Raw genomic sequence first — 19,515 nt, 5'->3', positions numbered from 1 at the left:
GGGCAAAAGGGTGAAAGCCGCCCAGCGTGCCGGGAACCCGCCCGCCACGCCGCGCACTTGAGCGGACGCGGTGCGAGCACCGCCGCAGACCTCGATAGGCTGGTCATCGGTCTAGGGCAAGGAGGAGCCAGGACGATGTCAGAGAGCACGCCGCTGTCAGCACGGGCCAGGCTGGCCGTGACGGCGGGCAAGGCAGCAGCCGCCGTGTCGCGCGCCGCCGGCCGCGGAAGCGGATCGGTGATCGGTGGGCGAGTGGCCCTGAAATTCGACCCCGAACTGCTGTCGCGGCTCGCCGGACATCTGGACGTGGTCCTGATCTCCGCGACCAACGGCAAAACCACCACCACCCGGCTGGTGGCCGAGGCCCTGCGGGCCGGCGGCGAGGTCGTCTCCAACGCCCTCGGCGCCAACATGCCCGCCGGCATCACCTCCGCCCTCTCCGCCGGAGCCAACGCCCGCTTCGCGGCCCTCGAAGTCGACGAGAAATACCTGATCGCCGTCGCGCAGGACGTCAACCCCAAGGCCATCGCCCTGCTCAACCTCTCCCGCGACCAGCTCGACCGCGCCGCGGAGACCCGCATGATGGCCGAGCACTGGCGCGAGGGCCTCCAGGGCACCAAGGCCACCGTCATCGCCAACGCCGACGACCCCCTCATCGTCTGGGCCGCGTCCTCGTGCCCCAACGTCGTCTGGGTCGCCGCCGGCCAGGCGTGGAAGGACGACGCCTGGTCCTGCCCCTCGTGCGGCGGCGTGCTCCAGCGCCCCGACGACACCACCTGGCGCTGCGCCGAATGCGGCTTCGGCCGCCCCACCCCCACCTGGGTGCTCACCGGCGACAGCGTCCTGGACCCGCACGGCAGCACCTGGCCCATCCACCTCCAGCTGCCCGGCCGCGCCAACAAGGCCAACGCCACCTCGGCCGCCGCCGTCGCCGCCACCTTCGGCATCGCCCCCCAGGTCGCCCTCCAGCGGATGCAGTCCGTCGCCGCCGTCGCCGGCCGCTACGACGTCGTCCAGTACGAGGGCCGCGACATCCGGCTCCTCCTCGCCAAGAACCCGGCCGGCTGGCTCGAAACCTTCTCCCTCATCGACCCGCCCCCGGCCCCCGTCATCCTCGGCGTCAACGCCCGCGGCGCGGACGGCACCGACACCTCCTGGCTGTGGGACGTCGACTACACCCGGCTCACCGGCCACCCCATCGCCGTCATCGGCGACCGCCGCCTCGACCTGGCGGTACGCCTGGAGGTCGCCGGCCAGAACTTCCAGGTCTTCGACACCGCCGCCGAAGCCATCCGCAACTCGCCCCCCGGACGCATCGAGGCGATCGCCAACTACACGGCGTTCCAGGACCTGCGCCGCGTCGTCGGCAACTGACACCAAGGAAGGCCAGCACACCCATGACCGCCTCCAGCCTGCGCCTGATCTGGGTCTACCCCGACCTGCTCAGCACCTACGGCGACCAGGGCAACGTCCTCGTGGTCGAGCGCCGGGCCCGCCAGCGCGGACTCGCCGTCGAACGCGTGGACGTCCGCTCCGACCAGCCCATCCCCACCACCGGCGACATCTACCTCATCGGCGGCGGCGAGGACCGCCCCCAGCGCCTGGCCGCCGAGCGCCTGCGCCGCGACGGCGGCCTCACCAAGGCCGCCGAATCCGGCGCGATCATCTTCTCCGTCTGCGCCGGCTACCAGATCCTGGGCCGCGAGTTCATCAACGACCTCGGCGAGCGCGAGGCCGGCCTCGGCCTCCTGGACGTCATCAGCGTCCGCGGCACCGGAGCCCGCTGCGTCGGCGACGTCCTCGCCGACGTGGACGACGCCCTGGGCCTGCCCCAGCTCACCGGCTTCGAGAACCACCAGGGCGTCACCCAGCTCGGCCCCGGCGTCCGCCCCTTCGCACGCGTTCACTTCGGCAACGGGAACGGCACCGGCGACGGCACCGAGGGCGCCTGGCGCGACACCGTCTTCGGCACCTACATGCACGGCCCCGTCATGGCCCGCAACCCGCAGATCGCCGATCTGCTGCTCCGCCTCCACCTGGACGTCCCCAGCCTCCCGCCGGTGGACGACCGCTGGTACGACGCCCTGCGCGCCGAACGCATCGCGGCGGCCACCCAGACCGTCTGACCCGAAACGCCGGGTCATATCCTGTTCCGCATGGACCATGGTGACCACGGCACGATGGCGGATCTGCCGCCGTTTTCCTTCGCACGCGGAATGGAATTCGGCGGCGATCCCCTCTTCCTCTGGGGAAGCCTGGCGGTTCTCGCGCTCTACCTGTGGGGCGCGATCCGCCTCCACCGCCGCGGCGACCGCTGGCCGGTCGGCCGCACCGTCTCCTTCGCCCTCGGCATCGTCTCGATCATCGCGGTCACCTGCACGGCACTGAACGACTACGGCATGGTGCTGTTCAGCGTCCACATGGTGCAGCACATGGTGATCTCCATGGTCACCCCGCTCCTGCTGCTGCTGGGCGCCCCGGTCACCCTCCTGATGCGCGCCCTGCCCCCCTCGGCCCCGCGCAGGCTGCTGATCGCCTTCCTCCACACCCGGTACGTCCGGATCATCACCAGCCCGCTCTTCACCATCCCGCTGTTCATCGCCAGCCTCTACGGCCTCTACTTCACGCCGCTGTTCGACTTCCTGATGGAATCCCGGACCGGGCACATCGCGATGATGATCCACTTCCTGGCGGTCGGCCTCGTCTTCTTCTGGCCGATCATGGGCGTCGACCCCGGCCCGCACCGCTCGGGCCACGTCATCCGCCTGCTGGAACTCTTCGCGACCATGCCGTTCCACGCGTTCTTCGGCATCGCCCTGATGATGGGCACCGAGCCCATGGTGACCACGTTCGCCGACCCGCCCGCCTCCCTGGCCACCGACGCCCTGGCGGACCAGTCCGCCGCGGGCGGCATCGCCTGGGCCTTCAGCGAGATCCCGACCGTCCTGGTCCTGGTGGCCCTGGTCTTCCAGTGGTGGGCCTCCGAGGAGCGCAAGGCACGCCGGGAGGACCGCCAGGCGGACCGCACCAACGACCAGGCGCTGTCCGACTACAACGCGTACCTGGCCTCTCTCCCGAAGTAGCCACGAGCCCCGCGCTCCGGACCCACCCGGCCGGCCGCACGTCAACCCCGGGGTGATCGTACGAGCACGGTCGGTGCCCCGCGCGGACGCCCGCTGTGAGGCGGCGCACGAGAGGCCCGTCACATCCGAAGCCCGGTAGGAGGGAACTGACCCGCCCGCCGCACCACCCGCCCGCAGTGACCGGCGCGGTACTACGACTCCGGGCCGCAGGAGAGCCTCTTGCCCCGGTCTCGGGGGGTGGGGCACGGTAGCGGATGTCGCCATTCGCGGCATTTCTCCGCTCTCGTGAGGATCGAGGTTTGTGTATGACCGCCACCCACGGCGTTTCCCGTCTTCGGACCCGCACGGCTGCTGCGGCCGGCATCGTGACCGCCGGGGCTGCGGCTCTGTCTCTCGTCCACGTCCCGACCGCCTCGGCCGACGCCCACACCCCGGCCACCGCCCCCACGACCGTGACCGCGAGCGCCCCGGCGTTCTCGGCACCCGCGGAAACCGGGACGCCGGAATCGACCCCGGACACCGGCACGGCCGCCGCGGAGGCCCCCGCCGAGCCCCAGGAGCAGCCCGCCGCCGCCCCTGCGGACGACACGCCCCAGGAGCAGCCCGAGCACACCGACGAGGGCCGCGGCGCGGAGTACAACGCGGACGGCACGCTGGTCGTGATCGACAAGAAGGACCAGCCGAAGCCGGAACCGGCCTCGGCGGAGCAGATCGACCAGTGGATCAACGAGGCGCTGGACGTGCTGCGCGAGAACGGCATCCCCGCTTCGTACGAGGGCATCCACAGCAATCTGATGCGCGAGTCGAGCGGTGACCCGCAGACGATCAACATGTGGGACTCCAACGCCCACAAGAACATCCCGTCCAAGGGCCTGCTCCAGGTGATCGACCCGACCTTCGAGCAGTACCACGTGGACGGCACCAGCACCGACATCTACGACCCGGTCGCGAACATCGCGGCGGCCTGCAACTACGCCGCCGACCGGTACGGCTCGATGGACAACGTCAACAGCGCCTACTGACGCCCCCAGCCGCCCGACGCCCGGCACCCCACCCACGGGGTACCGGGCGTCGCCGCGTGTCACCGTCCGGCCGGGCCGCCTCGGCCCACCCGGGGAGCCTCAGCCGGCCGCCCGCGCGGCGACCTCCTCGATGGCCGCGACGGCGACCTCCGGCTCGTCCACATGGATGTAGTGCCCGCTGTTCTCCGCGGTGCTCAGCTCACTGTCGGTGGAGAGCGCCAGCCACTGGTTCTGCCCCGCGGTCCAGTCCTCCTCCAGGCCCTCCCCGTACTCGGGCACCTCCGCCAGGTACCGCTGCCCGTGCTGGATCACCCGCACCGGTATGTCACCTGCTGAGCGGACCGGCCCGTCGGTGAAGACGAGCTGCTCCGGGTTCGCCCCGTCGAACACCGCAAGCGTCTGCTCCCGCAGCTCACCCGCCGGGCCGGTGGCGGACTCCGGGATCCGCGCCGAGAGATCGGTGCCCGCGGTGGGGGAGGTGCTGTCCAGCAGCACCAGACCCTGCACCCGGTCCTGGTGATCGGGAGCGTACCGCCCGGCGATCAGCCCGCCCATGGAGTGCCCCACCAGAACGACCGGCCCGTCCCCGGCCACCTCGTCCAGAACCCCGGTCAGTGTCCTCCCGACCCCCTCGAAGTCCTGCGGCCCCTCCGGCTGATCGCTGCCACCTGCACCCAGCCGGTCGTACGAGCAGACGCGGCCCTGCGCGCTCAGGGTCTCCTGCAGATCGGCCATGGTGGTGAGATCGTCGCCGCCGCCGTGCAGCAGCACGACCAGCGGACGCTCAGCCACCGGGTCGCCGGAGCAGGAGACGTTCACCGAACGGCCCTCGACGTCGATCACCTCGGTCCCGGTGAGCAGTCCCTCGCCACCCTCGGGCGCGGGCGCGGAGGACTCCGGGCCGCCCTCCGGCTCCGTGGAGTCGCAGCCGACCAGCCCGGCACCGGCGAGGGCGCAGCACAGCGCGATGCCGGCAGTGGTCGCGAGCTTCTTGCGGATCATGAATTGCCTCCGAAGGGACAGTGGGGGTAGGGGCCGAGCCGGTGCCGCATCAGCCGGCACACGAACATCCGTCATACGACGCGGTGTTCGAGCAAGATCCACCCTAGGCGCGAGCGTCGCGCGGGACCAATGGACCAAGATCCCCGGTGCACAGTGGTGCTGGCACCACCCCACGCCACCCACCACCACCTCAGAGCATCAGCAGCAGCCGCGTGTTCGCCACCAGCTTGCGATTCACACTCGTACTCTGCACGAAGATCGTGAAGTTCTCGTTGTGATGCGGCTTCACCCGCACCTCCACATCCGGCAGCCCGAGCAGCGCCCGCGCCTCGGGCCCGGTGTACACCTTGTCCGTCTTCTTCTCCAGCACCGCGATCCGCTTCCGCGGCTGGATCTTCTCCGACTTGCTCAGCTGGTAGAACGCGCCCCCGGTGCGGTAGGTGTGCCCGCTCTCCACGACCCACTCCCGGATCCCCGCGTCCCGCGCGACCGGTATCAGCGCGTACGCCGACGGCTTCACCGGCGTCAGCCCGGCCGCCTTGATGGTCTTCTCGTTGACCGCCTCCGCACCCGTCGAGAACACCGCGCGCGACCCCCGCACCCCCTTGGTGCGCCCGATCATGAACTTCTCGGTGGCCTCCTGGATGACCTGCCCGGCCTCCTCCAGCCCCTGCGTGCTCGTGGCATCCCAGATGGCGATGTTGTCCTTCGGGAAGCCGTACCGCATGGCCTCCCGCTTGCCCATCTGATCCGGCACCAGCACGGCGAGCGTCCAGTTGTCCTCCTGCTGCTCGATCATCTCCGAGACGGCCGCGATCAGCCGGCCCGGGTCCTGGGACGGAGCGTCCGGACACCGGTGGCTCGCGTTCTCCTGCCCGTCGGTGAGCACGAACGTCAGGAAGCTGTGGTCCCCGTACAGCTGCGCCGTCCGGGCCAGCTCCCGCTGCGACTTCAAGGCGGCGGCCAGCAGCGCGGTGATCCCCCCGGCCCGGTACAACTGCTTCAGCGACGGCATCCGCAGCACGTCCTTGTCGTAGATGACGCACTCCACGGTGTTCGCGAACACATACACCGTGACCCGCGTCTCCTGGTCCAGCTCCCGGGACCGCCGGGCCAGGTAGGCGATCTGCTGATCGGCCACCTCGACGACCTTGCTGCTCAGATGCGACATCGACGAACTGGCGTCCAGCACCAGGGCGACGTGATTGATGTAGTTCTGCGAACCGGACATGGACAGCCCCCTCGTTCCGTTTGCGATGTCCCTCACCATGCCAGTCACCACTGACAATCGGCCCGGCCTCCCGGACCGACCGAACCCGAGCAGCCCTCACACCCGGTGACACCGGATCAGGACACGTGCCGCGCGCCGGCCCCCGCCGGACCCCCGCACCGGCCCGGCCCATTGACACACCCACTGGTCTGGACCAACCTGGGGTGCCATCGGTGGCCACCGAACCCCCCGTACCCCCCACACTCGTTACGGAGGCAGGAGTGGACAACACTCGCACCGCCGGCGCACCCCCCACACGCCGCCGGCCCCTCACCCTCGCCCTGGGATCCGGCGCGCTCGCCGCCCTCCTCGTCACCACGGCCCTCGCCACCGGCGCCGGCGCCGGCGAACCCTCCGGCCCGGGCCCCGGCACCCAAGCGGTGCCCCGCCACGCGGTCACCGGCTACTGGCACAACTTCGACAACGGCTCGGTGATCCAGCGACTGGCCGACGTACCGGACGACTTCGACATCATCGCCGTCTCGTTCGCCGACTCCACCACCGTCCCCGGAGAGATCGAATTCAACCTCGATCCCGTACTCGGCTACACCTCCGAGCAGCAGTTCAAGGACGAGATCGCCGCCAAACAGGCCGCCGGCACGTCGGTCATCATCTCGGTGGGCGGCGAACTCGGCAACGTCACCGTCAACGACCCCGCCTCCGCCCAGGCCTTCACCACCAGCACACTCGCCCTCATGGACGAGTACGGCTTCGACGGCGTGGACATCGACCTGGAACACGGCATCAACGCCACCTACCTCACCCAGGCCATGGAAGGCATCCACGCGGCCACCGGCGACAGCCTCGTCTACACCATGGCACCCCAGACCATCGACATGCAGTCCACCAGCAGCCAGTACTTCCAGCTGGCGCTGAACACCAAGGACTTCCTGACCGTCGTCAACACCCAGTACTACAACAGCGGCACCATGCTCGGCTGCGACGGCCAGGTGTACGCCGCCGGCTCCGTCGACTTCCTCACCGCCCTGGCCTGCATCCAACTGGAGAGCGGCCTCGACCCCTCCCAGGTCGGCCTCGGCGTCCCCGCCTCCCCGAACGCGGCCGGCTCCGGCTACGTCAGCCCACAGACCGTCACCGACGCACTGGACTGCCTGACCCAGGGCACCAACTGCGGCACCTTCGTCCCCGACCGCACCTACCCCGACCTGCGCGGAGCGATGACCTGGTCCACCAACTGGGACGCCCACAGCGGCTACGCCTGGTCCTCCGTCGTCGGACCGCACGTCCACGCCCTGCCCTGACCCCACCCCGGGGAACCCTGCCCCACGGTTCCCCGGGGCCGGCCCCAACCACCCCCCCGCCCCGGCACACATCGACCACTGTGATCTGATGAACACAGCGAAAGACCAGGGGGAAACATGGGCCACATCCCGCTCGACCTGCCGCCTCCGGCGGACCCCTCCCACACCACACCGACGACGGCCATCGGCCCTCCACAAGCGGACACCCCGGCCACCCGCGCATCCCACGGAACGCCATGAAGCCCCGTCAGCCCGCCCCAGAAGGCGGCCCCCTGCAACGGGTGATCGCCTTCGGCATCATCTGGCCGATCGCCTGCCTGGCCACCGTGGTGCTGACTCAACTGGCCTGGGCCCTCGGCAACGACGCCTACGCCTTCCACCAGGCCGCACGGGGCAACGCCGGCGCTGTCGGCGAGACCACGGTCTCACGCACAGAAGAGATCAGCGGGGGACGCACCACCATCACCGTCTGCCAGGGCTTGTTCGTCTCCTCCGACGGGTCGAAGCCGCACATCGGCGTCTACAAACTGCATGTCGACGGGGACTGCGAGACCACCGACCTCTCCGACGCCCGCCTGGTCACACCCCACAACAGCGGGTGGATGAGCAGGGACGACAAACCGATCCTCGTCGGCCCCGGCTCCAGCGTCTGGTTCAGCAGCGCCCTCATGGGAACCCTCTGCACGATCGGCGCCCTGGCCTGCGGCCTCTTCTCCCTCGGCCCACCCCTGGGCTCCCTCTTCCAGCTCATGGACCGCCTGCGCGAACGCAGAACCAAAGCCCCGGCAAAGGACTGAACGACCGAGGCACCCGCCGCCCCGGCTCCAGCGCACCTCACACAGGCCGCTCGTCGTACTGACGGGCCGTCCCGGGCGTCGTGGCGGGACGTGGACGGTGGTCGTCCGGTCCGACGATGCGCTCCGGGTCAGCTGGTGGCCTGCCCACAGCCGGCGCCGCGCTCCCGGGAGCCGGTCCTGGCCATCTCCGCTGCTGGAGCGAAGCGGCTGTCGAGGTGGATGTGCAGGGAACCCAGGATGTGGTGCCATCCGGCCCGGTACTGTACGGCCGGTTCCTGGCGCAGGACTCGATGCAGCAGGACGACGGCGGGCAGCCACCGGGGATCAGGCGCTCACCCGGATCCGTTCGCCTGCCACGCATCGCAATACCCGGCTCCCGTGGCCGCGCCGGCCGGCCTCCTCCAGGAAGTCCTCCAGAGAGGAGCGGAAGACCGGGTAGTCGTCGAAATGGACGGGGAGCGCCTGGCGCGGCTGCACCAGATCGAGCAGATCCGAGCCCTGCCGGGCGTCCATGGTGACGGTCAGTCCGCCAGGGAGGGTGGTGCCGCCGAGGTGGACAACGGCGAGATGGATGTCAGGGACGCGCTCCGCTATCTCGCGCAGTCCGCTGAAGACCAGAGTGTCGCCGGTGAGGTAGATGACCAGGCGGGTCGGCCCGGCGCTGTCCCCGAACTCCAGCAGGCTCCCCATCACCGGTGGCAGGAGCCACCGGGTGGGCCCGGGCGCGTGCCGGCCCGGCAGGGACGTGACCCGTACCCGGGAGGTACCGTGCTCCAGCGTGTGGCTCTGCCAGGTTCGCAGCCCGGCCGCTCGCCGGAAGCCGTACAGGCCGCGCAGAAACCGTGCGGCGTGCGGAGTGGTCAGGAACGGCAACCCGCTGTCCAGCCCGCGCCGGGCCACCCGGTCGAAGTGATCGCCGTGCAGATGGGAAAGCACCACGGCGTCGAGGTCCGCGTGCGGCAGGTCCGCGACATCGACGGCCGGCTCCGTCAGCCGACGCGTCACCAGCCCGTACCCCAGATGAGCGTGCTGCCCACGGTGAAGGAAATTCGGGTCCGTCAACAGCGTCAGCTGACCGTAGCGGATGAGCAGCGTTGCGTTGCCGATGAACAGAATCTCCGCCGTCCCCTCGGGCAATTCCTCCCGCACGGCACACTCCCTTCCTCGCGGCCCCGGGTAACCCATTCCCGAGGCGCTACACACCCAGTGCGTCCGCCTGGCACGCTGTGCCGGGGAGAGGGCGCGCACGCCGCACTCGACCGGCCCTCACTGCGTCCAGCCCCGGAGCCTTGTGGTTCCGGCAGGCACCGTGGTCCACCGGAACACGTGAATCGCCAGTTCCTGCGGCGCAGCCGTGATCACCACGACTCCTCATGAGGGACGGGCCCGCAGCCCGGAACGCTGTCGTCATCAGGGCTCGATATCCCCCGGGGCAGTCCACTGCCGGATTTGCACGAGGGGGACTGGCAACGTGGCGGCACGGCAATAAAGGTTGCAAGACGTCGCACATTCCGAAGTCAAAAGAATATTTCAGGCGATGCGCATATACCTGGAAGACGTCGGTGAATCCTGTGGTGACCTCGTCACCACCACTCCGGAGAACCCACCGGCAAGCCGCTCAGGGGTCAGGCGAACCTCCCTCAAGGGGATATGGGTGATATCTACCGCAAACTCTCTTTTGGTTCCTTGGTGCTACCCAACGCACCGAAATGCAACCGCCGGTTGATCCCGATCGCCGTGACGAGGGATACTGCCTGGCGGATGCATGTTCCCGGCCGAGTGGCACTCGCCTCGGTATCCTCCCGAGCAGGACATCGGAGGCCATTTACCGGAGGATTACTGGTCAGTTGACCTCCTGGTTTCGTGGTAACGTCCTTGTTCGGAGGGACAGTGCAACCTGAAAGGCAAATCGTGAACACGGAGAAGATCGCCGCTCGCCGCCTCTCGCTGGAAGAGGTGACGAAGCTCGGCGTGAACGACAGGATCTTCGTTTCCGCCGACACGGCAGAACTCAAGCTTCCCGACTGTTATGTCCCTGCTTTTCTGACCAAGTCCGGTGAGGATTTCGAGGGCGGTTCGATCACGGCGAGGACCGCATTCCAGGAAGAGGTCTCCTGCCTTCCCGACGACGAGAATGATGCCGGAATCTACCTGGCCGACGACAACGGCCCGGTGACCATCGAGGTTCTCCAGTCCGCCGGTGTCGTGCTGGATCTGGCTCTTTTCGTCCCTGGTGGGGACAAGGGGGCTCTGACGGCCCTTTACGCTGCGGCCCGGCAGGCGTTCGGCGCCGACGTCGTGCAGATCTGGCGCCAGGGCCTCAAGGAGGTTCCCGACGTGAAGGTCGACATCTTCGAGGAGCAGATTCCCCGCGGGCGCAAGGGCGGCGACAGCCCCAAGCGTGACCGTCGCGCGATCGACACCTACCCCACCCGTGCGGACTTCATCGACTTCTCCGCGGGGTGGAAGCCGGTCGTTGAGATGCACAGGCCGGTTGTCGACGACACTCCGACCATCTGAGGCGGTGTTACCTCCCAGTCTCGGGCTGAAGGCGTGGTCGAGTGACGTCCACTTCGAGCTCAACCGAGGCCGAGGAGCGTGAGGGGTCGGCGGGCATCACGCGCATTGCGGCGACTGCCCGAGGCGATGTTCTTCGCACCGTGCAGCCGTAGGGTGCCACAGCCCGAGGCGCGCTGACGGCCCGCCACCCCGCACACGTTCAGGGCGAGGACGACGGCCGGCGCGTGCCGCGCTCTCCCGGCAGATCGGCTTCTGGCCACGTGGACTCGGGGGACGTCTGTCCGCCCGACGGGGAGTGACGGTTGGACCAGTGGACGCGGTTGGTGCGGGCGGTCATGATCCTGCGGCGTCTGGCGCTGGGTTGTGGCGAACAGAGCACATGCAGAGGCACTTCGGTGCGGTCGCTCAGCACCTCGTGATTGCTGCCTTGATAGTGTCGGTATGTGGCTTGATCCCAGGCGCACAACACCCACAACGAGAAGTCAGCTCCATAATCGACGGCGAAGTTTCCGCGTGCCTGGAGATCACCCCTGATGTCTTCCGACGACATCCCTGAGCTGTCCCATATCCCCGAACGCACCGATCCGGCGATCGCCCGCCTGATCGTGGCCGACGCCAACCACACGCACGGAACCACCTACCACTTGGTGGAGCCGATGCATGCCGGCTTCCAAGCGGGCACCTGGCTCCTTTGCAACGGCGAGAACGAAAGCGCCGTCCTCAAGTGGTCTCCCAACCGCTCCGCCGCGCCACAGCTCCTGCGCGCGGCGGACGCGGTCGAGCGCGCCAGGGATGCCGGCTACCCCACCCCTGCCTGGCTCGCCGTCGGAGTCGCGAAGTCCGGATTTCCCTATCGCATTCAGCAATATGTGCCGGGAAGATCTCCCAGTCGACTCACAGCCGAGGTCGCCGAACGGCTCCTCCCCGTACTGGAGCAGCAGCGTGGTCTCGACATCGATCCCGAGCACTGCTGGTCGCGCTACGCCCGCACCCGATTGGCCGGTGAGTGGGACCACTCGCGACAGGCCATGGCCGATTCAGGGAGCCGGGGACGCCGGTTCGTCGAAGCCCTCGACGCGCTCGTCGCCTCGTTCGGGCAAGTTGAGCTACCGAGCGAAGACCTCGTCCACGGCGACTTCCGACTGGACAACGTCCTGTTCCGTGCCGGACGAGTGGCCGCGGTGATCGACATCGAAGCTCTCGGCAGCGGAACCCGAGCGTTCGACTACGCCACACTGCTGACGGTGGATGACATCGATCGAGCGGGCTGGAACCTGACACGCGCCACGGGCGAGCAGGTCGCCGGCCCAGGCGTACTGGCCCACTGCTTCGCTCTGGCGGCCCTCGACCTCGCAGACTTCGTCCGCCAACGCAACCCCGGACGCCTGCCCCTCATCATCGGCCCTCTGACAGATCGGACCGTCGCACTCCTGCCGTAACCCGATCGGCTCCTCCCGAGTCGACGGATGATCTCACGGTTGCCCTCGGATACACCCCCGCGCGGCCCTGCTCGTGCCGGCGCGATTACTCAGTCCCGCTCCCGTGCGGAAGGACGTGGCACCGGAACCCGTTCGACGAGGTCCGCGACGGCGACCATGTCCAGATACGCGTACGCCCGCACCACCGCGTTCCGGCGCAGGGTCAGCACCCAGCAGTACTCATTACGGTACGGCAGCCCGTCGAGGGCCGTCGCAGTTCCTTCGAAGCGTGCGATGACCGTGTCGTCGTCGGCCCACAGGTTCTGGACCGTCATGTGCAGGTTCGTCGCCAGTCGGGTCAGGATCGGCGCCGACCCCTCGTCAAGGAACTCCTGCTTGCTGAGGTAGGTCCTTCCGTTGACCACCGTCTGTTCTGTCGCACGAACGCCCTGCGCACCAGCCCCTTGTTCACCCGTCCCCGGCCCGAAATGCCGAAATCGTCCGGCGCTTCGAGGGGGCGCGGGTTCGCCGCTGCCGGTGAACCGGCGAGCAACAAGCCGCCCGTGGCAACTGCAAGGGAGACGAATCCGCGCCGACTGTTCCGTGCCATGTACTCGCTCCTCGTGTTCTCCAGCGCTTGTGCTCTGCCGTGTACCACCTTCCGCCGACGACCTGCGGCCGGCCAGGGCAGGCCTTCCCTGGACGTGCCACACCCAGGCTCGTACCGCCCCGGAACGGTGCGCGGCGCCCGACTACTGCCCCCAACGTCTGGTACTGAGGACTGGGCGCCGGCAATGGCGTTCTCGTACCTGTTTTCCCTACCGCCGGACAAGCCGTGTACAAGCCCGCTTCCGCAGGTCTGGCCCCTTGACCAAGCTCCTATCAGAATTCCGGCACCCTCTTCACCACCTGGTGCTGATGATTGCGGTGGTGGACTCCGGAAGTTATCGAGGAGAGGCGTGAGGTTTGGTCGTGACGTCATTGGAACGTTCGGCTGTGCGTGTCACCGACGTGTAGACACTGCAACGCCGTTCATGACCGGTGACCATGCTGATCACGTTGCTGGGTGACGGTGGGTAGAAAGATGGAAGTCGGCGCGAATAGACGGAGGGGGTGACCCGGGTGGGCGGCCGATCCGTCTCGCGACCCAGCTACCGGCTGTCAAGGGGGCGGAGGTGTCGGCCATGGCGGGATCGCCTCCCGCCCGAAGGCCCGCCTGCGCGAGAGCATCGCCCGTTCGAGGTCCGGACCCCGGGCCGGACCCACTGTGCACGGTGGCAACCGGCGACGCCGTTGCGGGTGCCGGTGCGCTTGCCAAGCCCGGGCAGTCCACCTGACACCGTGTGAACGCTGCGCGACCGTTCGTCGGGGAGGTGCTGTGGAACTGCGAGTGCGGGGCTTTTCCACCGTCGTCAGTGGTGGTAACAGAAGAGGTTTATCGCCTTGAGAAGGTGCTACGACGTCTCCTTGGACTGAGCCAGCAGCGAGTTCATCTGGCACCTGGTGAAGGTAGAGGCGACCGGTTCGGGTGTTGAGTTATCTCGACGCCAGAGATGTCACATTCGTGTCAGACAATGACTGGGCTTCGCTCAACTCGTTCCCCAAATGTCCTTAGCCCGGATGACTCCAATCATCGCTCCTAAGCCCTCTATCCGGCAGAGGCGGGAACCAGGATTGCTGGAAGAGGCACTTGAGCACCGACATCACGCCCGTGTGACTGAGTACCAGGCGGGGTGGCTGGACTCAGAAAGCCCAGGGGAGCCGGATGGCCTCGATGTGTGTGTCGTTGAGGAGGGCGTCGATGAGCGGGGTGGGGCCGGCCACCTTGGTGGCCCACAGGTCGTAGTCCGTGCAGAGGACCCAGGCCCGGTTTCGGGCCCAGAGGTTGGACGGGGTCCAGCCGTCTTCGTCCGGGTGGTCGTACAGTGCTTTGGCATCGGCGAGGGTGCCGGCCCGGACGTGCAGGTTGTGGAACTCCGTGGCCCCGTGCAGGAGCGGGTTGTAGTAGGCCAGGCAGGTGGTCTTGGCGCCCTGCGGGCTGTGCTCGGTGAGGATGTCGATCAGGCGGTTCCAGTCGGTGCGGTCCAGGCTGCCCTCGGCCGGCCCGGTGATGCCGACCGGCCAGCCGCTCGGCATTCTGAGTGAGGGGAAGGAGCGGTAGGAGGGCAACTGTCCCTCGTGCGCCACGGGATCACCGGTCCGCTCTGAGAGCTCGGCCCAGCGCAGCCGGTGCCAACGGGGGCCGGGATGCTCGCCCGGCGTCCCGCCGAAGATATCCGCGGGGTCGAGGCCCGGGATGATGTCGGGCCCGCTGCCATTCAGCACGGCTCGTTGATATTCGGCGAAGGACACGTCGGTGGGACCGAGTTCGTGTTCGTACATGGAGTGGAGCACCCAGGCGGCATCGGGCAAGGGCGGCGGCATGAAGCCGGTGAGCCCGTCGTCGCGGGCTAACTCCCGAAGCCAATCAGTCTCCCCAGCCGCGATGAGCGGCCACCGGACAGCCGCGAGTGCAGCGGAAATCTCGTTCACCCGTTCAGGATCCCACCCGCCACCCGGCGAGCACCGGCCCGGACCCCGCCATTACCCTCTGCTGCATTGACCAGCACAGCCGGTCCAATAGCAGGGCCGGCCTTGTTCCCGGCGGCGGGAGCGAGGCGTGTGCCGTGTGGGCGGGGTTACTGTGTCGGCTGGCTCATACCGCTGCCCAGCTTCGCTGCGGCCCGATGCGCATGCGGCGCGAACCTGGTCTGCGCCGACCGGCTGGACGGAGCCTTCGCCGCTGCGGATTGCACCCGCCCGGGGCCACCTGGGGCGCCACCCGGCAGCCTACGGAACATCAGCGGCAGCCGGGCCGGGTCGTGGCGCTCACCCGGACGGTGTGGCTGGAGGGGGCGTAGCCGTACAGGTCCTCGGGGCCGGTCTTCTTCGGCCCGCGCTTATGCTCATCGACGAGTGTCGAGGGAGCGCCGGGAACAGAGGCCGAAACGAATCCGAGAATGCACAATGAGTGACGAAGGTAAGGCTGAGAGTTGGCTGGGGGAGCGACCGATGCTCCGTGGCGGCAGCCGCGGTTTGTTCTGGAGGAGCAGAACAAACCGGTTTACCGGCCTCGCCGAACCGGCGGGAACGGGCGGCCCACCGCTTCGCAGTCATCGGTGATGCCTGGAACCGCTCGGCTGCTCGCCGCATGGGCCAAGCCCTCCTCCACGACACACCATGCCAGACGCAAACGCCCGGTCTCGGTGAGGGGTGCGTTGCGGCATGAGGGCCTCTCTGGTCGCTGGTGCAGAACAGGCCGGAAGGCCCTCGCCCATTTCAAGACCGACCAGCCATGGCCTCCGTCACCGATTTTCGCGGACAGCACATCAGAGCGGCCAGCCGACCACGCCGTCCCGAACCATCAGCGGCTCGGGCTGTTGTTCCTCGTAGAACCGGGTCCACCCCAGTTGGATGTTTCCGTCAGGCTCTCGCTGATAATCGCTCGCCTTGCCCGCGATCCAGGACAGCAACTCGCCCAGGCCCTCCGCCTCATCCGGATGAAACTCCTGTCGGCTGGTCAGAACCCACCCACCTCCCCGACCGCAGCCGCTGCGAGCCAGGACGGAAACGAGGGCTCCGGTGAGCTTGGTCGCCGCGCCGTGGCACCCCAGAAGGGGAACGGGATGGTTCTCCACGACCAGTTCCCCGTGTTCGCCCTCCACTGCGTGCGGAAACTCCTTCACGATTCGGAGATCCTCCGGTTGAGATCCCAATCCGAGGTGCCACCGGAGCTCGTCCAGCTCATCATCCGGCACGTCGTCCCGCAGGTCCACCGTCAGCATGAGCTCATAGATGTCGGCCACCCACACACGCTAGCGCCCGGCTCCGCCTGTCCCACCAGGGGCCATCACTCAGAAGGGAACGATCTGCCTGGGCCGGGCCGCCCTATGATGCCGACGACCGTCACCCGAGCGCAGCGACCTGGTCCGGTGGCAATCAACCCACCAGCACGCGGGCGCGGAGAATGCGACGATGAGCAAGAGAGGGCGGCAGTTGCGGCGCAACAGTTCGATCAGCACCGGCCCCCCGCTACCAGGCTGCCGCCCGGGCCTATGCTCGGTCGCCGTCACACCGACGCGACCGGCACCCCACAGCAGCGATACGACTACACCGCCTTCTGGACCACCGACCACACCCCACCCGGGGGATCCGCACCGGCCAATCCCTTCGCCTTCACTGCCACGACCACCGAGTCAGCCGGCCTGTACCCAATGCCCGCGATCACCGGCTCTGACGGGGAACGTCGGTCAACGCACCGTGCACGCGCGTTGCTGCGCGGGACGGTGCCGGCGGCGACGGCCTTCGCACCGGTGGCTCATGCTCGCCTCCTTCACCCCGCTGCACGGCGCCCCGCCATACCGTCCTGGCCGCATGTCCTTTGAGCGGGTGTGTCCCGGGGAGCCGCATCCGGTTCTGGCGCGCGCGGTCGAGGCCAGGGTGCCGGCCCGCAGGGACAAGGCCCCCGTACGCCGGTTGTCGCCAGGAGCTGCACCCGTTGCCGGAGCGCCAGCTGCTGGGATGGTTGCGGCGCGTTTACTGACCCCAGGGCCAGAGCGCCGACCTGCGGTTGACCAGCCCGGTCAAGCGCCTGGTCAAGCCGACTGCGGGCGGCTGTGACCAGTACTGCCAGACTCTCGAGAAGGGAAGGGCGCTGAGGGCTGCTGTCCGGGAGTTTCGATTGCCAGGGCGTCGAGATGGGTGGCGATCCGCTGGAGCAGTTCCATCAGCACCCTGTACTCCTGGGGCGAGAGGCACTGCATCATCCGATCCCTCAGCACCCCGGTCTGCTCGGCGACCCGCTGGTGCGCTCGTCGTCCCTCTTCGGTGAGTGTCACAGCGCCGTCATCGGCCGTGGATGTCCAGCCACGCTCGGCGAACCGGTCGATGCAGGGGCGCATGGTCGGCTCGTCGGCTGACAGGAAGGCGTCCATGGTGTCGTCGAGTTCGGCCACGGTGACCGGTCCGTACGAGATGGTGTTCAGTACCTGCCACCCCCGCCGGTTCAGGCCGTCCATGGCGAACAGTCGGCTCATGTTCTCCTCGATCGCCCCGTCGATGTGCTTCAGCCAGTAGCCGAACGGCCGCCGCTCGCGAGTGCTGGACACCTGGGTCAGGTCGGTCATGACAATCCCCCCAATGCATGTTATTCAACAACTATTGTAATCTAGCATGTATGTCGAAGAAGGATCAGGACAAGGCGGTTGCCGCCGTCGAACGGGCCATGGTGGCGATCCGCCGCACTCAGACACGCCGGTCACTGGGGCGGCTGGTACCACCCGATGGCGGCAAGCCGATCGACCCCACGCTGTTCAGCGTGCTGGATGTCGTCGAGGACCGTGACAAACCGTGCTCCGTCACGGATGTCGCCGCCGCGCTCGGCGTCGATCAGCCGAGGGCAAGCCGACTGGTGCTGCGTGCGGTCGGGGAAGGGTTGCTGGACCGCAGGACCGACCCGTCCGATGCCCGGCGCACGCTGATCACCCTGACCGGCTCCGGACAGGAACAACTCGACCGAACCCACCGGTTCCGGCAGGAGGTCTTCGCCCGGGTGATGGCCGACTGGCCCGACGCCGACCGGTCCGAGTTCGCCCGGCTCATCACCACATTCGTGACCTCGTTCGCCCAGGTGATCCCCGACCCCGACTGAATCCCGGCGCGTAGCGGTCACAGCCACTCGTTGACGGTGGCGCCGGGCGGATGCTGGCAGCCGCTTCGCGGCCCACGGCCCGGAGGTGGAGCCGTCCGTCGTTGCATCCGCCGGCTGTTCCTGGCCTCGCCTCCAGGGACGTGGGGTGGCTGGGGCCGGATGTCAATGGCGGTGGCTGCTGCGGTTCGTCGGTCGCCTGCCGGGGGCCGCAGCGGGCCGATGTTCTGAGGCTGAGATCCTAGCCGGTTACTGCCAAGAGGATGGTGGAGGAGGGATACGGAGCGGGCGGCGCGTCGGGACGGAGATGGCGGCGATGACCTCGTGGGCCAGTACTTCGTGGCCCAAGGCGGCACCCCCCTGCACCCTGCTGCCGGTCGACCTGCGCACCTCCCTTCAGGGCCCCGGCTGTAGCGGGCAGGGCAGGAGTGGCGGCCTGGCAGTCGTCGAATGCGTTTGCTCCGCACGTCAGTAGCAATGCGCAGTCTCGTGGGCTCGGGGGCCGAACGGTCATGCAAGGCCCGATCTCTTCCGCAGGCTAGGGTGCGCCCGGACGACATACCGTGAACGTCAGACGTCTACCTAACGTTCCAGCCACTCCAACAGCGCCCGCTCGTAGGCGGGACTGATACGGGCGTTGTTCGCAGTCTCCTCGGTGGCGATTGTGGGGGAGTGCTCACAACCGGCCAGCCGCACGACCTCGGGCGCCGCATCCCGCGTTCGCGGCGACCCCGCGCCAGACGTGGATGCTGTCCTCAATGGACAGCCACTGGTCCGTCTCCCCGCGAAAGGTGAACACCCGGCAGCCAATCGCCTCGTAAGCGGCCGTCAGGTCGGCGTCCATGTCCACCCACAACTCCCCCGGCGGCACAGTGAACAAATCGGTGTTGTCTGCCGGGCACCCGAGCGGTGGCCACCACGGCTGACGCATCGCCTCGGCGAGTACCCTACGCAAGAAGGTCAGCATTGCTATTCCTCCCGCACATACGCCTCCAGGCCATCCTGGAATCGGCTCAGATCATCGAGCCGATCAGCGAAGCCGTTCTCACACAGCTGTCGCGCCAACCCGTAACGCATCTGTGCCCCAGGAGAAACTCCTACCGGAGAAACCAGTTGTCCGCGTACAAGTGATCGTGCACCACCACGTACGGATGAAGCTGCACCATTGTTGATGCGGTGGAGGGGTAGGAGGGGTGAGTCTTCTGTCGTCTGTTCTGGATGGACGAAGGGCGGCAGGAAGTGGTCTTGGATCCGAATCGCTGGCTGGAGGTGCGGCGCTTTCGCGGCCTGTATGAGTCGGGTGCCATGAGTTTGCGGCAGGTCGCTAGGGAGACCGGGCTGAACAGGCGAACGGTGACCAAGTATCTGAACTCTCAGGCGCCCGTGGCGCCGCCGAAGCGTGCCGCGAATGGTCGCCGGCGTCAACGCATAGTGGACGAGTTCGCTCCGCTGATT

General features: G+C 68.2%; 18 protein-coding genes and 1 pseudogene. 10 read left to right on the top strand and 9 right to left on the bottom strand.

What is annotated here, in order from left to right; genetic code table 11:
* The first annotated feature begins 135 nt into the window (after positions 1–135).
* The 4 genes from BM385_RS20855 (at position 136) to BM385_RS20840 (ending at position 4,105) form a co-directional block, all read left to right on the top strand.
* Positions 136–1,374, top strand: a complete 1,239-nt coding sequence (locus BM385_RS20855) for a MurT ligase domain-containing protein (protein ID WP_026047864.1) — start codon at positions 136–138, stop codon at positions 1,372–1,374.
* 23 nt (positions 1,375–1,397) lie between these two features.
* Positions 1,398–2,126 carry a type 1 glutamine amidotransferase gene (locus tag BM385_RS20850; RefSeq protein ID WP_019436337.1) on the top strand — a complete coding sequence of 243 codons (729 nt, stop codon included), beginning with the start codon at positions 1,398–1,400 and terminating at the stop codon, positions 2,124–2,126.
* Positions 2,127–2,156: 30 nt separating this feature from the next.
* Positions 2,157–3,083, top strand: coding sequence for a cytochrome c oxidase assembly protein (locus BM385_RS20845; RefSeq protein ID WP_026047863.1), 927 nt, complete (start codon positions 2,157–2,159; stop codon positions 3,081–3,083).
* A gap of 305 nt (positions 3,084–3,388) precedes the next feature.
* A complete protein-coding gene (locus tag BM385_RS20840; RefSeq protein WP_019436335.1) occupies positions 3,389–4,105 on the top strand; it encodes a transglycosylase SLT domain-containing protein in 717 nt (238 codons plus the stop codon).
* Between the two features lie 99 nt (positions 4,106–4,204).
* Here BM385_RS20840 and BM385_RS20835 read toward each other — a convergent pair whose 3' ends face one another.
* Together BM385_RS20835 and BM385_RS20830 are read right to left on the bottom strand one after the other, a co-directional pair.
* On the bottom strand, positions 4,205–5,107 hold the full coding sequence (locus BM385_RS20835; protein WP_093843994.1) for an alpha/beta fold hydrolase: 903 nt from the start codon (positions 5,105–5,107) through the stop codon (positions 4,205–4,207).
* A gap of 190 nt (positions 5,108–5,297) precedes the next feature.
* Positions 5,298–6,338 carry a vWA domain-containing protein gene (locus tag BM385_RS20830; protein ID WP_093843993.1) on the bottom strand — a complete coding sequence of 347 codons (1,041 nt, stop codon included), beginning with the start codon at positions 6,336–6,338 and terminating at the stop codon, positions 5,298–5,300.
* A gap of 260 nt (positions 6,339–6,598) precedes the next feature.
* On the opposite strand from BM385_RS20830, the gene BM385_RS20825 reads away from it, so the two are divergent.
* Together BM385_RS20825 and BM385_RS20820 are read left to right on the top strand one after the other, a co-directional pair.
* The gene (locus tag BM385_RS20825) at positions 6,599–7,639 is read left to right on the top strand and encodes a chitinase (protein ID WP_093843992.1); all 1,041 of its coding nucleotides are present in this window, start codon (positions 6,599–6,601) and stop codon (positions 7,637–7,639) included.
* A 236-nt stretch (positions 7,640–7,875) separates the two neighbouring features.
* Positions 7,876–8,436, top strand: a complete 561-nt coding sequence (locus tag BM385_RS20820; protein WP_139275217.1) for a hypothetical protein — start codon at positions 7,876–7,878, stop codon at positions 8,434–8,436.
* A 324-nt stretch (positions 8,437–8,760) separates the two neighbouring features.
* Here the strand turns inward: BM385_RS20820 and BM385_RS20815 are convergent, their stop codons facing one another.
* Positions 8,761–9,621, bottom strand: coding sequence for an MBL fold metallo-hydrolase (locus BM385_RS20815; RefSeq protein WP_093843990.1), 861 nt, complete (start codon positions 9,619–9,621; stop codon positions 8,761–8,763).
* A 726-nt stretch (positions 9,622–10,347) separates the two neighbouring features.
* On the opposite strand from BM385_RS20815, the gene BM385_RS20810 reads away from it, so the two are divergent.
* On the top strand, positions 10,348–10,956 hold the full coding sequence (locus tag BM385_RS20810) for a hypothetical protein (RefSeq protein ID WP_019436329.1): 609 nt from the start codon (positions 10,348–10,350) through the stop codon (positions 10,954–10,956).
* A gap of 533 nt (positions 10,957–11,489) precedes the next feature.
* Positions 11,490–12,395 (top strand): phosphotransferase, encoded by a 906-nt coding sequence (locus tag BM385_RS20805; RefSeq protein WP_093843989.1) that lies wholly within the window; start codon positions 11,490–11,492, stop codon positions 12,393–12,395.
* Positions 12,396–12,484: 89 nt separating this feature from the next.
* Here BM385_RS20805 and BM385_RS20800 read toward each other — a convergent pair whose 3' ends face one another.
* The 5 genes and pseudogenes from BM385_RS20800 to BM385_RS20785 form a co-directional block, all read right to left on the bottom strand.
* A complete protein-coding gene (locus tag BM385_RS20800; protein WP_093843988.1) occupies positions 12,485–12,799 on the bottom strand; it encodes a nuclear transport factor 2 family protein in 315 nt (104 codons plus the stop codon).
* A gap of 1,318 nt (positions 12,800–14,117) precedes the next feature.
* Positions 14,118–14,906, bottom strand: a complete 789-nt coding sequence (locus BM385_RS20795) for a hypothetical protein (RefSeq protein WP_093843987.1) — start codon at positions 14,904–14,906, stop codon at positions 14,118–14,120.
* A 540-nt stretch (positions 14,907–15,446) separates the two neighbouring features.
* Positions 15,447–15,666, bottom strand: a pseudogene (locus BM385_RS26580) (helix-turn-helix domain-containing protein); the annotation flags it as partial.
* Positions 15,667–15,742: 76 nt separating this feature from the next.
* The gene (locus BM385_RS20790) at positions 15,743–16,219 is read right to left on the bottom strand and encodes a hypothetical protein (RefSeq protein ID WP_093844101.1); all 477 of its coding nucleotides are present in this window, start codon (positions 16,217–16,219) and stop codon (positions 15,743–15,745) included.
* Between the two features lie 789 nt (positions 16,220–17,008).
* Positions 17,009–17,539: a MarR family winged helix-turn-helix transcriptional regulator gene (locus BM385_RS20785; RefSeq protein WP_093843986.1), complete on the bottom strand. Its 531-nt coding sequence runs from the start codon at positions 17,537–17,539 to the stop codon at positions 17,009–17,011.
* Between the two features lie 50 nt (positions 17,540–17,589).
* Here BM385_RS20785 and BM385_RS20780 point away from each other — a divergent pair, with 50 nt between their 5' ends.
* Complete coding sequence (locus BM385_RS20780; protein WP_093843985.1) at positions 17,590–18,063, top strand: MarR family winged helix-turn-helix transcriptional regulator; 474 nt, start codon at positions 17,590–17,592, stop codon at positions 18,061–18,063.
* Positions 18,064–18,736: 673 nt separating this feature from the next.
* Here BM385_RS20780 and BM385_RS20775 read toward each other — a convergent pair.
* Positions 18,737–19,027, bottom strand: a complete 291-nt coding sequence (locus BM385_RS20775; RefSeq protein WP_093843984.1) for a hypothetical protein — start codon at positions 19,025–19,027, stop codon at positions 18,737–18,739.
* Between the two features lie 251 nt (positions 19,028–19,278).
* Between BM385_RS20775 and BM385_RS20770 the strand changes: the two genes are divergently transcribed.
* The coding region (locus BM385_RS20770; protein WP_139275216.1) for a helix-turn-helix domain-containing protein at positions 19,279–19,515 on the top strand (237 nt) is incomplete at its 3' end.

The organism is Streptomyces harbinensis, assembly GCF_900116145.1.
GTDB lineage: Bacteria > Actinomycetota > Actinomycetes > Streptomycetales > Streptomycetaceae > Streptomyces > Streptomyces carpaticus.
The sequence above is the reverse complement of the archived record's forward strand: the minus strand, read 5'-3'. Positions and strand labels throughout refer to the sequence as shown.